Here is a 13,597-nt window from a genome sequence, read left to right as displayed (position 1 = left end):
CCTGCGAACATGGGGGAGTGGCGGATTTCGCGGCGGTGGTGCTGGCCGGGGGCCGGGCGAGCAGGCTCGGCGGCGTGGACAAGGTGATGCTCCCGGTCGGCGGCCGCACCCTGCTCGACCGCACGCTCGCAGCGCTCAGCGGTGCCGATCCGGTGGTGGTCGTGGGTCCGCGACGCCCGGCCGCGGCGGGGGTGCGCTGGACGGTCGAGGACCCGGCCGGGGGAGGGCCGCTGGCGGCCGTGGACGCCGGGCTGCGCTGCCTCGACGCCGACGACGGCGTCGTCGCGATCCTCGCGGCCGATCATCCGCATCTCACGCGCGAGACCGTCGCGCGGCTGCGCGACGCGCTGCGCACCGACCCGGAAGCCGGGGGAGCGGTGCTCGCCGAGCCCGGGGGGCGCCCGCAGTGGCTCCTCGGGGTCTGGCGGGTGCGCGCGCTGCGCGATGCCATGCCGTCGGAGGTCCGAAACCGCCCGGTGCGAGCCCTCTTCGAAGCGCTCGACCCGGTTCGCGTCGACGCCACCACAGCTGAGGTGTCCGACGTGGACACCCCCGATGACCTCGACAGAGCGCAGGCCGCCGACTCCTGACCGGGATGATCCCGCAGAGGAGGGGAGCGGCGCGCCGCAAAGTTTTAAGAATGTCTATTGCTTCAGTGTCGAATGAAATCAATGCTCTTCGGGCCGGTCCCGGCACGACGCGCGGAGGCCGAAGCGGCCTCGCTTCACAGCCGTCATACCGGCCATGAGGTTGGGTGGGGGTTCGATGCGCCCCCTCGTGCGCCGTGCGCGGGGGGCGTGCCAGGATCTTGATCGGCCCGACGAGGCCGCATCGACGAGGAGGCTGAGAGTGACCGAGGCCGGCAACGGTGAGAGCGGGGGCGCCGGAGCCGCTGCGGCGCGTCCAGCAGGTCAGGCGGGGACGTCGAGCACCCCGGCGCGCGACGCGCAGCTGCTCGAACGCACCGTCTTCGAGGTCAAGCGGGTCATCGTCGGCCAGGACCGCCTGGTCGAGCGGATGCTGACCGGCTTGCTGGCCAAGGGCCACATCCTGCTCGAAGGCGTGCCCGGCGTCGCCAAGACCCTCGCGGTGGAGACCTTCGCCCGCGTCGTCGGCGGCTCCTTCTCCCGCCTGCAGTTCACGCCCGACCTGGTGCCCGCCGACATCCTCGGCACCCGCATCTACCGGCAGGGCAGCGAGCGCTTCGACGTCGAGCTCGGCCCGGTGCTCGCGAACTTCGTGCTCGCCGACGAGATCAACCGCGCGCCCGCCAAGGTGCAGTCGGCGCTGCTGGAGGTCATGGCCGAGCGGCACGTGTCCATCGGCGGCGAGAGCTTCCCGATGCCCGCGCCGTTCCTCGTGCTGGCCACCCAGAACCCCATCGAGAACGAGGGCGTCTACCCGCTCCCCGAGGCGCAGCGCGACCGCTTCCTGTTCAAGCTCCCGGTCGAGTACCCGACCGCGGAGGAGGAGCGCGAGATCATCTACCGGATGGGCGTCACCCCGCCCGAGCCCAACGGGGTCCTCGACCCCGAGGAGCTGATCCGGCTGCAGAACGTCGCCGCCGGCGTGTTCGTGCACCACGCGCTGGTCGACTACGTGGTGCGGCTGGTGGTCGCCACCCGCATGCCCAACGAGCACGGCCTCTCCGACGTCGCCGGGTGGGTCTCCTACGGCGCCTCGCCGCGGGCGAGCCTCGGCATCATCGCCGCCGCCCGCGCCCTGGCGCTGGTGCGCGGTCGCGACTACGTGCTGCCGCAGGACGTGGTGGACGTGGTGCCCGACGTGCTGCGGCACCGCCTGGTGCTGTCCTACGACGCGCTGGCCGACGGGATCCCGGTGGAGCACATCGTCGGCCGGGTGCTGCAGACCGTGCCGCTGCCGCAGGTCTCGGCTCGTCCGCAGGGCGGACCGCAGCAGCCGGCCCCGGTCGGTCCGGCCGGGCAGCCCGGCTACGGTCAGCCGCCGATGCCTCCGCACCAGTGAGGGGAGGGGCTGACGTGGCGGCACCCGAGCACGACGGCGGTGACCGCCCGGCCTGGGCGCCACCGGCCCTGGACACCGGGCGCATGGAGGTCGCGCTGCGCGCGCTGGAGCTGACCGTGCGCGGCAGGCTCGACGGGCTGTTGCAGGGCAACCACCTGGGCCTGGTGCCCGGACCGGGCAGCGAGCCGGGCGAGGCCCGCAGCTACCAGCCGGGCGACGACGTGCGGCGGATGGACTGGGCGGTCACCGCGCGGATGGCCGAACCGCACATCCGGCAGACCGTCGCCGACCGCGAGCTGGAGACGTGGGTGGCGATGGACCTGTCGCCGAGCCTGGACTTCGGCACCGCCGCGTGCGACAAGCGGGAGCTGGCGGTGGCGGCGCTGGCCGCGGTGATGTTCCTGACCAGCGGTGGCGGCAACCGGATCGGTGCTGTCGTCGACAACGGCACCGGGCAGCACCGGTTGCCGGCGCGCGGCGGTTCGGGTCATGCCCGGGCGCTGCTGAAGAAGGTCGCCGAGACCCCGCGCGCCCCGGAGGGCACGCGGGGGAACCTGGCGGCGCTGCTGGAGTCGCTGCGCCGTCCGCCGCGGCGACGGGGGCTGGCGGTGGTGGTCTCCGATTTCCTGGGTCCGACCGACTGGCAGCGGGCGTTGCGCGGTTTGGGCGCCCGGCATTCGCTGCTGGCGATCGAGGTGCTCGATCCGCGCGACGTGGAGCTGCCGGACGTGGGCACGGTGCTGCTGTCGGATCCGGAGACGGGCAAACGACGTGAGGTGCACACGAGTCCGGTGCTGCGCAAGGAGTTCGCCGCTGCGGCGGCCGCGCACCGCGACGACGTGGCGGGAGTTCTGCGCAGGGCCGGGTGCGCGCACCTGGTGCTGCGGACCGATTCCGACTGGATCGCCGACGTGGTGCGGTTCGTGATGGCGCGCAAGCGAGGCTGGTCCGGCGGAGGAGCTGGGTGATGTTGAGTCTGACCGGGTTCACCGCGCCGTGGTGGTTCCTGCTGCTGTTCGTGGTGGCCGGGCTGGTCGCCGGGTACGTGTGGGCGATGCGCCGGGCTCGGCGCGACACGCTGAAGTTCTCGAACCTGGCGGTGCTGGACCGGGTGGCTTCGGGCAGGCAGGGCTGGTGGAAGCACGTGCCTCCGGCGCTGCTGGGCGTGGCGCTGATCGTGCTGACGGTGGCGCTGGCGGGTCCGACGGCCGAGCAGCGGATCCCGCGCAACCGGGCGACGGTGATGCTCACGATCGACGTGTCGTTGTCGATGAAGGCCACCGACGTGGAGCCGAACCGGTTGGAGGCGGCGAAGGTCGCGGCCAAGGAGTTCGCCGACAAGCTCACCCCGGGCATCAACCTGGGGCTGGTGTCGTTCGCGGGGACGGCGACGGTGCTGGTCATGCCGACGACTGATCGCTCCAGCGTCAAGCAGGCCATCGACACGCTGAAGCTGGCCGAGGCGACGGCCACCGGTGATGGCATCAACGCCTCGATGCAGGCGATCGACTCGTTCGGGAAGATGGTGGGCGGTCCGGCGGGGGCTCCTCCGGCGCGGATCGTGCTCATGGCCGACGGCGGGCAGACGATCCCGCGGGAGATGGACGCGCCGCGCGGGGCGTACACGAAGGCCGGTGAGGCGAAGAAGGCCGGTGTGCCGATCTCGACGATCTCGTTCGGGACCAAGCACGGTTCGATCGAGATCGAGGGCGAGCAGGAGTGGGTCGAGGTCGACGACGAGGCGATGCAGGAGATCGCCCGGCTCTCCGGCGGTGAGTTCCACAAGGCGGCCAGCGCGGAGCAGCTGCGGGAGGTCTACGAGACGCTCGGCGAGCAGATCGGCTACGAGACCAAGCACACAGATGCCAGCAAGCCGTGGTTGGTGCTCGGTACGCTCTGCGCGATCGTGGCGGCCGGGATCTCGTTGTTCGCCGGTCGAAGACTGCCTTAACCGACGACGGGAGCAACGTCGCCTTGAGCACGGCAGCTCGTTTCCTGTGGGAGTTCGTCAAGTCGCCGACCACGACCGCGGCCGTGGGGCCGAGTTCGCGGGCGCTGGCCGAGCAGATGGTGGCCCCGATCCCGTTGACCGGTGATCCGGTGGTCGTGGAGCTGGGGCCGGGCACGGGTGCGTTCACCGAGGTGATCCAGCGGCGGCTGGCGGGCCGGGGCACGCACCTGGCGGTGGAGCTCAACGAGGGTTGGGCGGCCGAGCTGGGCGGCCGGTTCCCGGGCGTGGAGTCGGTGTGCGCCGATGCCCGCCGGGTTCCGGAGCTGCTGGCCGAGCGGGGGCTGGGCCGGGCTGACGTGGTGGTCAGCGGCCTGCCGTGGGTGGCGCACGCCCCGGTCGACGGGATTCCGCTGGTGGAGCTGCTGGCCGGGGTGATGGCTCCGGACGGCGCGTTCACGCAGTTCGCCTACACCTGGACGCGTTGGGCGCCGCCTGCGCGCCGGCAGCACGCGGACCTGCGCGCGACGTTCGAGGAAACGGTCGTCAGCCGCACTGTCTGGCGCAACCTGCCCCCGGCGGTGGTCTACCTGGCCCGCAGACCCCGCTCGGCGTAGCACTAGCCCTCGACTCAAGAACCCCGGTCTTCCCTCGGTCGAAAACCGCGGTTTTCGCGAGACGAAAACCGCGGTTTTCGCGGTCACTGGGAGTGATCGGCCTCGGTGGGGTAGGGATTCCGGGGTGTCGGTCGGGGGTGTTGGCCGCGTGGGGAAGTGCGAAAGGACCGCGGCTGCGGGGTCGGGGCGGTGTTAGTTTTCTGGGATGGCTGATGACGCCGTGGTGTCGGGGCTGGACGAGTTACCGCTGCTGGTGGAGTTGGGGACGGCGCTGCTGTTCTCCAGCTTGATCGGGCTGGAGCGGGAGGTCAGGGCCAAGAGCGCCGGGTTGCGCACGCACGCCCTGGTGGGCGTGGGCGCGGCGTTGTTCATGCTGGTGTCGAAGTACGCCTTCGGTGATCTGCTGGTGTTCGACCGGGTGTCGCTGGATCCGTCGCGGGTGGCGGCGCAGATCGTGTCCGGGATCGGGTTCATCGGCGGTGGGTTGATCTTCGTGCGCCGGGATGCCGTGCGGGGGCTGACGACGGCGGCGTCGGTGTGGCTGGTGGCCGCGGTGGGGATGGCCTGCGGCGGTGGTCTGGTGGTGCTGGCGGCGGCGACGACCGCGGTGCACTTCCTGGTGGCGATCGGGTTCCCGTACCTGCTGCGCGCGGGGCGTCCGGCGTTGCGGGAGCCGCAGGTGGTGCGGGTGGGCTACCTGGACGGTTTCGGGGTGCTGCGCAGCGTGCTGACGATGTGCACGTCGCGCGGGTGGGCGCTGCTGGACCTGCACGTGGAGCGGGAGGATTCCGACGACGAGCAGCGCACGGCGGTGGTGGCGTTGCGGTTGCGGGGGAAGGTGCCGGTGGCGGCGCTGGTGGAGGAGATCAGCTCGTTGCCGGGGGTGTTGCACGCGGCGGCCGGCGACGACGCCGAGACGGGGTTCTAGAGCGAAAGGGGGCTCGGGCCGCTCGGCCCGAGCCCCCGAGCTGGGATCACTGCTGTTCGGCGTCCTTCTTGACCTGCTCCATGTCGAGGCCGCGGGCCTGGCCGACGAGGTCCTCGAAGACGTTCTCCGGCAGGGCTCCGGGCTGCTGGAAGACCAGAACCTTGTCGCGGATGATCGCCAGCGTCGGGATCGACTGGACCTCGAAGGCGGCCGCGAGCTCGGGCTGGGCCTCGGTGTCGACCTTGGCGAAGACGATGTCGTCGTGGTTCTCCGAGCCCTTCTCGAAGACCGGGGCGAATTGCTTGCAGGGGCCGCACCAGTCGGCCCAGAAGTCGATGATGACGAACTTGTCGTCGCCGACGACCTCGTCGAAGTTGTCCTTGGTCAGTTCGACCGTGGCCATGTGGGATCCCTCTTCGCAGACGGTTGGGGGCAGGTCCTCGGGCAACGCGGTGGTTCGACCGAGCATTCCCGCAGGTGGATGTCGCTTGCACCACGCACGTGGTGATCACCTTGGGTGTGGTGCGCCACCGTACTTGTCGTGGGGGCGCGCTGCCACGAACGGGGTGCGCCGGTGTGTAGGCGCGCCACGAGTTTGGGGCGCTTTTTGTGTCAGGAGTCGATGAGCGCTGCCGTGCGCTGAGCGGATAATGTCGCGGCTGAAACGAATCTTGGTGCGTTCGATGGGAGATCCACAGTGGCACGGTCCGTACTGGTGACCGGCGGTAACCGGGGCATCGGCCTGGCGATCGCGAGGGCGTTCGAGGCCGCCGGGGACAAGGTGGCGGTCACGCACCGCGGGTCGGGTGCCCCGGAGGGCCTGTTGGGCGTGCAGTGCGACGTCACCGATCCGGACCAGGTCGCGGCTGCGTTCGACGAGGTGGAGGACGCGCACGGGCGGGTCGAGGTGCTGGTGGCCAACGCGGGCATCACCGACGACACGCTGCTGCTGCGGATGAGCGAGGAGCAGTTCGGGCGGGTCATCGACGCGAACCTGGCGGGTTCGTACCGGGTGGCCAAGCGGGCGGCGAGCAGCATGCTGCGCAACCGGTTCGGCCGGATGATCTTCATCTCGTCGGTGGTGGGGCTCTCGGGTGGTCCGGGTCAGGTCAACTACGCGGCGAGCAAGGCCGGGCTGGTGGGCATGGCGCGGTCGATCGCCCGTGAGCTGGGTTCGCGCAACATCACCGCGAACGTGGTCGCTCCGGGCTATGTGGACACCGACATGACCGATGAGCTGCCGGAGGAACGCAAGAAGGAGATCCTCGGGCAGATCCCGCTGTCGCGGATGGCCAGCCCGGAAGAGGTCGCGGGCGCGGTGCGCTGGCTGGCTTCCGACGACGCCGGGTACGTGACCGGTGCGGTGATCCCGGTCGACGGCGGTCTGGGCATGGGGCACTGACGACTTCGATCGATGTCCGGCACGACGCGGGTGCCGGCCGTCGCGGGTGCGTGGGCGCCTGCGACGGGTGATTTCTGGGAAGGACTTCTCTCGTGAGCGGATTGCTCGAAGGCAAGCGCATCCTGATCACCGGTGTGATCACGGATGCTTCGATCGCGTTCCACGCGGCCAGGGTGGCCCAGGAGCAGGGTGCGGAGGTCGTGCTGACCGGGTTCGGCCGGTTGAGCCTGGTGGAGCGCATCGCCACCCGGTTGCCGAAGCCGGCGCCGGTGCTGGAGCTGGACGTGACCAACGCCGAGCACCTGGAGACGCTGCCGGAGCGGGTGCGCGAGCACGTCGGTGGCCTGGACGGGGTGCTGCACTCGATCGGCTACGCGCCCGCGTCGTGCTTGGGCGGGGACTTCCTGGCGGCGCCGTGGGAGGACGTGTCCACGGCGGTGGAGATCTCGGCGTACTCGTTGAAGTCGTTGAGCACGGCGACCCTGCCGCTGCTGAGCGAGGGCTCGTCGATCGTCGGCATGGACTTCGACGCGCGGGTGGCGTGGCCGGCCTACGACTGGATGGGCGTGGCGAAGGCGGCGCTGGAGTCGACGTCGCGGTACCTGGCGCGGGAGCTGGGGCCGAAGGGCGTGCGGGTGAACCTGGTGTCGGCGGGCCCGGTGCGGACGATGGCGGCCAAGTCGATCCCGGGCTTCTCGGAGCTGGAGGCGGGCTGGGGTGACCGGGCTCCGCTGGGCTGGGACGTCAACGACCCGACCCCGGTGGCGAAGTCGATCTGCGCGGTGCTGTCGGACTGGCTGCCGGCGACGACGGGTTCGATGATCATGGTCGACGGTGGTGTGCACTCGCTGGGGATCTGATCTCGACGAGCGAGGGGGCGACGTTTCCGCGGGGACGTCGCCCCCTCGTCGTGGTGAGGATTCCGTGGTTCACATCGGGTGCGCCCCGGTTGCGCGGGGGTGTTCGCGCGGCGCGATGATGGGGCGGTGAGCTTCGACGCGTTGTTGTTCCTGTCGTTCGGGGGGCCGGAGAGCCCGGAGGAAGTGCGGCCGTTCCTGGAGAACGTGACCCGGGGCCGGGGTGTGCCGCCGGAGCGCTTGGACGAGGTGGCCGAGCACTACCTGCACTTCGGCGGGGTGTCGCCGATCAACCGGCTGAACGAGGACATCATGGCCGCGCTGCGGTCCGAACTGGAGGCCCAGGGCCGGGATCTGCCGGTGTACTTCGGCAACCGCAACTGGCACCCGATGGTGGAGGACACCGTTGCGCGGATGGCCGGTGATGGTGTCGGGCGGGCGCTGGTGTTCGCGACGTCGGCGTGGGGTGGTTATTCGGGCTGCAAGCAGTACCACGAGGACATCGCGCGGGCGCGGGCCTCGGTGGGCGAAGGGGCGCCGGAGCTGGTGAAGCTGCGGCAGTTCTTCGACCACCCGCTGTTCGTGGAGGCCAACGCCGACGCGGTGCGGGCGGCGTTCGAGCAACTGGGGGAGCGGGCCGGGCAGGCGCGGCTGGTGTTCACCGCGCACTCGGTGCCGTTGCGGGCGGACGACCAGCCGGGCGCTGACGGGCGGCCGCAGTGGTATTCGCGGCAGGTCGCCGAGGCCGCGCGGCTGGTGGCCGAGCGGGTGGGTGTGGAGAGCTACGACGTGGTGTGGCAGTCGCGTTCCGGCCCGCCGCAGGTGCCGTGGCTGGAACCCGACATCTGCGATCACATCGAGGACCTGCACGCCAAGGGCGTGGATGCGGTGGTGGTCAGCCCGATCGGGTTCGTCTCCGATCACCTGGAGGTGATCTGGGACCTGGACAACGAGGCCGAGGAAGCGGCGCGGGAGCGGGGGATGGGCTTCGCGCGGGCCGCCACGGCGGGCACCGATCCGCGGTTCGCGAAGATGATCGTGGAGCTGATCGCCGAGCACACCGATGACGCTCCGGTGTGCAAGCTCTCGGAGCTTCGGGCCGCGGGGTCGACGGTCAACGGGGCGCTGTGCGCTCCCGGCTGCTGCTGAGCGCTGGTCGTCGAAGGGGTGCCTTCCGGAGGGGAAGGCACCCCTTTTTTGCGGCGTGGGTCAGGAGTGGGGTGCCTGCTCGGCCAGGACGCGGACCATCTCGGCGACGCAGGCGCGGCGGGCGGCGCGCACGGAGTCGAACAGCGGGCGCAGCGCGTCGGTGCGGGCGCGGATGGCCGAGGCCGACAGAGCGCCGCCGGGGGAGTCCTCGGTGGCCACCCACAGGATGGCCTCGACCTCGGTGGCGCGCTGCAGGATCCGCAGGGTGCGCTGGGGGATGCTCTCCGGCCAGTCCGGGGCGGGTTTGGCGGCGATGGTGCGGGCGATCTCCTCGCGGACGCCGGGCCGCTGCTTGGCGACGCCGAGGTCGATGAGGGCGGTGGCGGCTTCTCGCATGGCCGAGGACATGCCGTGCTCGGCTTCGCCGATGGGCAGGTGCTCGGCGGGCGCGAGGTCGGCGGTGGCGAAGACGGTCCAGCGCAGGACGCCTTCGGCGATGCGTTCGGGGACCAGGCCCAGTCCGGCTTCGGGCAGCACGGCGGCTTCCCCGGTGCGCATGGCGAGCTTGGACAGCGGGCTGGAGCCGTCGAGCCCGCGGGCGTCGCCGGGCACCGGCAGCGCCAGCTGGCCGGTGGAGGCTCCGGCTCTGCGCAGCGCGGCGAGCAGCAGGGCGGGGCCGGCGGGGGTGTCGTCGGGGCCGGGCAGGTCCAGGCGCGCGGCGAGTTCGTCGTCGGCGGCGCGGAACTCCTGCACCTCGCCCCAGGTCTGCAGGGCATCGAGCACGTCGTCCGAGGCGGCCGCGCCGTGCAGCCAGGCGGACGACCAGACAACCAGAGTGGCGCTTGGGCATGGCACGTCGCTAGAGGGTACGGATCGAAAACCCTTGCTGCGTCCCGGGGGAGGTGCGGTGTGACCCCGCCCATGGCGGTGTTGTCGCGGCGTGGCTGCACCGCTGCGGGCCACGATCGGATTAGCGTGTGCGCTCGTGCGGTCGTTTGAGTACGGACGGGATGTCCTGGCGGGTTCGCGGCGCAAGAAGGTGCCGGAGATCCCCGCGGAACCGGGTTTGGTCGTGGAGGATCCGGCCAGCGGGTTCTGCGGTGCGGTGCTGCGGGTGGACAAGGGAAACGTGGTGCTGGAGGACCGGCACGGCAAGCAGCGGTTGTTCCCGATGCGCCCGGCGGCGTTCCTGTTCGAGGGCAGGCCGGCGACGCTGGTGCCGGTGCCCGCGAGCGCTCCGGCGGCGGCGAAGCGCTCGGCGTCGGGGTCGGTGAAGGTGGAGGGCCTGCGGGCCCGCACGGCGCGCGGCAGCCGGATCTGGGTCGAGGGCATTCACGACGCGGAGCTGGTCGAGCGGATCTGGGGTCACGACCTGCGCGTGGAGGGCGTGGTGGTCGAGCCGCTGCACGGTGTCGACGACTTGCCGGGTCTGCTCGCGGAGTTCGGGCCGGAGCCGGGGCGCCGGGTGGGGGTGCTGGTGGACCACTTGGTGGCGGGCAGCAAGGAGTCCCGTCTGGTGGAGGGCATCACCGACGAGCACGTGATGATCACCGGGCACCCGTTCGTCGACATCTGGGAAGCGGTCAAGCCCGCGGCGGTGGGCATCCGGGAGTGGCCTGCTGTGCCGCGCGGTGAGGACTGGAAGACCGGCGTGTGCGCGCGGCTGGGCTGGGGTGAGCCCGCTGAGGGGTGGCGGCGCGTGCTGGCCGGGGCGAGCGGGTTCCGGGACGTGGAGACGCCGCTGCTGACGGCGGTGGAAGAGCTGATCGATTTCGTGACCGCTGACGGGTGAGACCGGGTCACGCCTTGATCACGCACCGCGAAAAGCCGGTGCGACCTGGCACGCTCGTGCCACGATGGGGCCATGACTCCTGCGCTGCTGTGGCTGATCGCCGGGGTGCTGCTGGTCGGTGCTGAGGCCCTGTCCGGGGACTTCGTGCTGGTCATGCTCGGCGCCGCGGCTCTGGGGGCCGCGGGGAGTTCGGCGCTGGGGATGCCGTTGGGCGTGGACGTGGCGGTGTTCGCGGTGCTCGCGCTGGGGTTGGTTCTGCTGGCGCGTCCGGCGATCAAGCGGCGGATGAACCAGACCGAGCTCAAGACGAACGCCGACGCCCTGGTCGGGAAGCACGCCCAGGTCGAGTCCGCAGTGGACGCGCACGGGGGTCGGGTCCGCATCGACGGCCAGGTGTGGTCGGCGCGGGCTCTGGACGAGACCCAGGTTATCGAGGTCGGCCGCACGGTCACCGTCGTGGAGATCGCGGGCGCCACGGCAGTGGTGTGGGCCGAACCGTGAGGAGATGAGGCTCTGTGGGGATGGCCGAACTGATCGTGCTGGTGGTCGTGGTGCTGCTGGTGCTCATCGTGGTGGTCAAAGCGGTGATGGTGGTGCCGCAGGCGCAGTCGGCGGTGATCGAGCGGCTGGGCCGGTTCCGGACGGTGGCGCAGCCGGGGCTGAACATGCTGGTGCCGTTCTTCGACCGGGTGCGGGCGCGCATCGATCTGCGCGAGCAGGTCGTGTCGTTCCCGCCGCAGCCGGTGATCACCCAGGACAACCTGACCGTCTCGATCGACACGGTGGTCTACTTCCAGGTCACCGATGCGCGGGCGGCGGTCTACGAGATCTCCAACTACATCGTGGCCGTCGAGCAGCTGACCACCACGACGCTGCGCAACGTGGTCGGTGCGATGAGCCTGGAGGAGACGCTGACCTCGCGGGACGCGATCAACACGCAGCTGCGCGGGGTGCTCGACACCGAGACCGGCCGGTGGGGCATCCGGGTGGCGCGGGTGGAGCTCAAGGCGATCGATCCGCCGCCGTCGATCAAGGACTCGATGGAGAAGCAGATGCGCGCCGACCGGGAGAAGCGCGCGATGATCCTCAACGCCGAGGGCACCCGGGAGTCGGCGATCAAGACCGCCGAGGGGCAGAAGCAGTCGGCGATCCTGGCGGCCGAGGGTGAGAAGCAGGCCGCGATCCTGGCCGCCGAGGCCGACCGGCAGTCGAGCATCCTGCGGGCGCAGGGTGAGCGGGCCAGCCAGTACTTGAAGTCGCAGGGTCAGGCCAAGGCGATCGAGAAGGTCTTCGCGGCGGTCAAGCGGTCCAAGCCGACCCCGGAGCTGCTGGCCTACCAGTACCTGCAGACGCTGCCGGAGATGGCTCAGGGCGACGCGAACAAGGTGTGGATGGTGCCCAGCGATTTCGGCAAGTCGCTGGAGGGTTTCGCGCGGATGCTCGGTGCTCAGGGCGAGGACGGGGTGTTCCGCTACGAGCCGCCGCAGGAGAGCACCCACGCCCCGCCTGCCGAGGACGTGGAGGACTCGGTGCAGTCCTGGTTCGACACCTCCACCAACCCGGAGGTGGCCGAGGCGGTGCGCGCCGCGGAGGCGGTGGCCCGCAAGGAGGTTCCGCCGGCCAACGTCTCCCAGCCCCCCGAGCAGGGTTAGGGGCTGTTCGGCGTCGTTCTGTTCAGGGGTGCGTCCCGGTGCCGGTCATCCGGTGCCGGGACGCGCTTGTTGGGTGGGGACGTCCAGCGGGGTGAAGGGTTGGGCGCCGGTGGGGGCGGCGGTGTAGGTCGCCGCCGCGCCCAGGGCGAGGCCGTGGGGGTCGCGCAGGACGCTGAACATGCCGGGGAAGACCCGGATCCGGCCGTCGTGGCAGACCACGGGCAGGTGGACGGCCGTGCCCTCCAGCCCTGACTCGCCGGTGTCCATCGCCCGGTGGAAGCCGGCCCAGTGGGCCTGCCGGTAGTCGCCGGGCACGATCAGGTCGAGGCTGGCGCCGAGGGCTTCGGTGCGCGGGTGGCCGAAGAGGTCTTCGGCGATGTCGTTGAGGTGGACGATCGTGCCGCTGCGGTCGGCGACGATGACGGCGGCCGTCGGGTGTTCGTTCATGGGCCGATGATGCGGCCGGTCCAATCCGAGCGCCTTTCGAGAACGCACTCGTCACTTGATTTCCTTTGTGATTTCAGTGGTCGCCGAAATCAATGCTCCGCATCGCAGCTCAGCACGCACGTCACCGAAAAGACCCGGCTTCAGGCCTCGGTGGAGGGGTCGAGGTAGGGGCCGCCTGCGATGCCGAGCGCGCGGACGGTGCCCAGCAGGTGCTCGCGCAGCAGGGTCTTGGCCTGCTCCGCTTCGCCTGCGGCGAGGGTGTCGGCCAGGGCGCCGTGCTGGTGGGTGATGCGCTCGCGCGCCGAGTGGGTGCGGGCGGTGGCGGTGATGCGCATCTGCTTGTCGCGCAGGGTGTTGTAGAGGTCGGTGACGACCGGGTTGCCCGCGGCGCTGACGAGCGTGGCGTGGAAGGCCCGGTCGGCGACGTGCATCTCGGCGTCGCTGAGGTCGGTGCCGTCGCAGGCGGGGTGGTCGGCCAGTTCGCGGCCGATGGCGGCCATCGCCTCGGCTCCTTCGATGGCGAGCTTGTCGATGGCGAAGCTCTCCAGGGCCAGGCGGGCCTCGATCACGGCGCGGGCCTCGCCGGCGCCGACGGGCACGACCAGGGCGCCGCGCTTGGGGTAGAGCTTGAGGAAGCCCTCCGATTGCAGCCGCAGGAACGCCTCGCGGACGGGTGTGCGCGACATCTGCAGGGCGTTGGCCACTTCTCCCTCGCTGAGCAGCTCGCCGTCGGGAAAGCTGCCGTCGAGGAGTCCTGACTTGACGTGCTGGTACGCGCGGTCGGCTGCCGGCGTTTCGGATGCTGTTGCGCTCGACACG

16 protein-coding genes are annotated in these 13,597 nt (G+C 71.1%); 12 read left to right on the top strand and 4 right to left on the bottom strand.

Features of this window, described 5'->3' with window-relative positions; genetic code table 11:
* Positions 1-17 precede the first annotated feature (17 nt).
* The 6 genes from REH65_RS02025 to REH65_RS02000 all read left to right on the top strand — a co-directional run bounded on the left by REH65_RS02025 (position 18) and on the right by REH65_RS02000 (position 5,479).
* Entirely contained in the window at positions 18-590 is a 573-nt protein-coding gene (locus REH65_RS02025; protein ID WP_406691000.1) for a molybdenum cofactor guanylyltransferase, read from the top strand.
* A 259-nt stretch (positions 591-849) separates the two neighbouring features.
* On the top strand, positions 850-1,986 hold the full coding sequence (locus tag REH65_RS02020; RefSeq protein ID WP_406690999.1) for an AAA family ATPase: 1,137 nt from the start codon (positions 850-852) through the stop codon (positions 1,984-1,986).
* A gap of 83 nt (positions 1,987-2,069) precedes the next feature.
* The gene (locus REH65_RS02015; RefSeq protein ID WP_406693061.1) at positions 2,070-2,954 is read left to right on the top strand and encodes a DUF58 domain-containing protein; all 885 of its coding nucleotides are present in this window, start codon (positions 2,070-2,072) and stop codon (positions 2,952-2,954) included.
* Positions 2,955-2,956: 2 nt separating this feature from the next.
* A complete protein-coding gene (locus tag REH65_RS02010) occupies positions 2,957-3,937 on the top strand; it encodes a VWA domain-containing protein (protein ID WP_281454650.1) in 981 nt (326 codons plus the stop codon).
* Positions 3,938-3,960: 23 nt separating this feature from the next.
* Positions 3,961-4,551 (top strand): SAM-dependent methyltransferase, encoded by a 591-nt coding sequence (locus tag REH65_RS02005; RefSeq protein WP_281454371.1) that lies wholly within the window; start codon positions 3,961-3,963, stop codon positions 4,549-4,551.
* 205 nt (positions 4,552-4,756) lie between these two features.
* Entirely contained in the window at positions 4,757-5,479 is a 723-nt protein-coding gene (locus REH65_RS02000) for an MgtC/SapB family protein (RefSeq protein WP_406690998.1), read from the top strand.
* 46 nt (positions 5,480-5,525) lie between these two features.
* Here the strand turns inward: REH65_RS02000 and trxA are convergent, their stop codons facing one another.
* On the bottom strand, positions 5,526-5,882 hold the full coding sequence (gene trxA, locus REH65_RS01995) for a thioredoxin (protein WP_281454369.1): 357 nt from the start codon (positions 5,880-5,882) through the stop codon (positions 5,526-5,528).
* A gap of 294 nt (positions 5,883-6,176) precedes the next feature.
* On the opposite strand from trxA, the gene fabG reads away from it, so the two are divergent.
* The 3 genes from fabG to REH65_RS01980 all read left to right on the top strand — a co-directional run bounded on the left by fabG (position 6,177) and on the right by REH65_RS01980 (position 8,887).
* A complete protein-coding gene (fabG, locus tag REH65_RS01990) occupies positions 6,177-6,881 on the top strand; it encodes a 3-oxoacyl-ACP reductase FabG (protein WP_406690997.1) in 705 nt (234 codons plus the stop codon).
* Between the two features lie 92 nt (positions 6,882-6,973).
* The gene (gene fabI, locus REH65_RS01985; protein ID WP_281454367.1) at positions 6,974-7,741 is read left to right on the top strand and encodes an enoyl-ACP reductase FabI; all 768 of its coding nucleotides are present in this window, start codon (positions 6,974-6,976) and stop codon (positions 7,739-7,741) included.
* A gap of 126 nt (positions 7,742-7,867) precedes the next feature.
* Positions 7,868-8,887: a ferrochelatase gene (locus tag REH65_RS01980; RefSeq protein WP_406690996.1), complete on the top strand. Its 1,020-nt coding sequence runs from the start codon at positions 7,868-7,870 to the stop codon at positions 8,885-8,887.
* Positions 8,888-8,947: 60 nt separating this feature from the next.
* Here the strand turns inward: REH65_RS01980 and REH65_RS01975 are convergent, their stop codons facing one another.
* Positions 8,948-9,742, bottom strand: coding sequence for a hypothetical protein (locus REH65_RS01975; RefSeq protein WP_281454365.1), 795 nt, complete (start codon positions 9,740-9,742; stop codon positions 8,948-8,950).
* Between the two features lie 130 nt (positions 9,743-9,872).
* On the opposite strand from REH65_RS01975, the gene REH65_RS01970 reads away from it, so the two are divergent.
* The 3 genes from REH65_RS01970 to REH65_RS01960 all read left to right on the top strand — a co-directional run bounded on the left by REH65_RS01970 (position 9,873) and on the right by REH65_RS01960 (position 12,331).
* Positions 9,873-10,679 carry a DUF3097 domain-containing protein gene (locus tag REH65_RS01970; protein ID WP_406690995.1) on the top strand — a complete coding sequence of 269 codons (807 nt, stop codon included), beginning with the start codon at positions 9,873-9,875 and terminating at the stop codon, positions 10,677-10,679.
* 72 nt (positions 10,680-10,751) lie between these two features.
* Positions 10,752-11,180 carry an NfeD family protein gene (locus REH65_RS01965; RefSeq protein WP_281454363.1) on the top strand — a complete coding sequence of 143 codons (429 nt, stop codon included), beginning with the start codon at positions 10,752-10,754 and terminating at the stop codon, positions 11,178-11,180.
* Between the two features lie 20 nt (positions 11,181-11,200).
* On the top strand, positions 11,201-12,331 hold the full coding sequence (locus REH65_RS01960) for an SPFH domain-containing protein (protein WP_406690994.1): 1,131 nt from the start codon (positions 11,201-11,203) through the stop codon (positions 12,329-12,331).
* Between the two features lie 45 nt (positions 12,332-12,376).
* Here REH65_RS01960 and REH65_RS01955 read toward each other — a convergent pair whose 3' ends face one another.
* Positions 12,377-12,778, bottom strand: coding sequence for a PAS domain S-box protein (locus REH65_RS01955; protein ID WP_406690993.1), 402 nt, complete (start codon positions 12,776-12,778; stop codon positions 12,377-12,379).
* 140 nt (positions 12,779-12,918) lie between these two features.
* A complete protein-coding gene (locus REH65_RS01950) occupies positions 12,919-13,596 on the bottom strand; it encodes a GntR family transcriptional regulator (protein ID WP_406690992.1) in 678 nt (225 codons plus the stop codon).
* Position 13,597 lies beyond the last annotated feature (1 nt).

The sequence above is a fragment of the Saccharopolyspora sp. ID03-671 genome, from assembly GCF_045278815.1.
In the GTDB taxonomy this organism is placed as follows: Bacteria; Actinomycetota; Actinomycetes; order Mycobacteriales; family Pseudonocardiaceae; genus Saccharopolyspora; species Saccharopolyspora ipomoeae.
This window is presented reverse-complemented; position numbering and strand designations above follow the sequence as displayed.

Coding starts and splice junctions, on each gene's coding strand:
- REH65_RS02015 (WP_406693061.1), top strand. CDS start 2,070: ATGGAGGTCGCGCTGCGCGCGCTGGAGCTGACCGTGCGCGGCAGGCTC.
- REH65_RS02000 (WP_406690998.1), top strand. CDS start 4,757: ATGGCTGATGACGCCGTGGTGTCGGGGCTGGACGAGTTACCGCTGCTG.
- trxA (WP_281454369.1), bottom strand. CDS start 5,882: ATGGCCACGGTCGAACTGACCAAGGACAACTTCGACGAGGTCGTCGGC.
- REH65_RS01965 (WP_281454363.1), top strand. CDS start 10,752: ATGACTCCTGCGCTGCTGTGGCTGATCGCCGGGGTGCTGCTGGTCGGT.
- REH65_RS01960 (WP_406690994.1), top strand. CDS start 11,201: ATGGCCGAACTGATCGTGCTGGTGGTCGTGGTGCTGCTGGTGCTCATC.
- REH65_RS01955 (WP_406690993.1), bottom strand. CDS start 12,778: ATGAACGAACACCCGACGGCCGCCGTCATCGTCGCCGACCGCAGCGGC.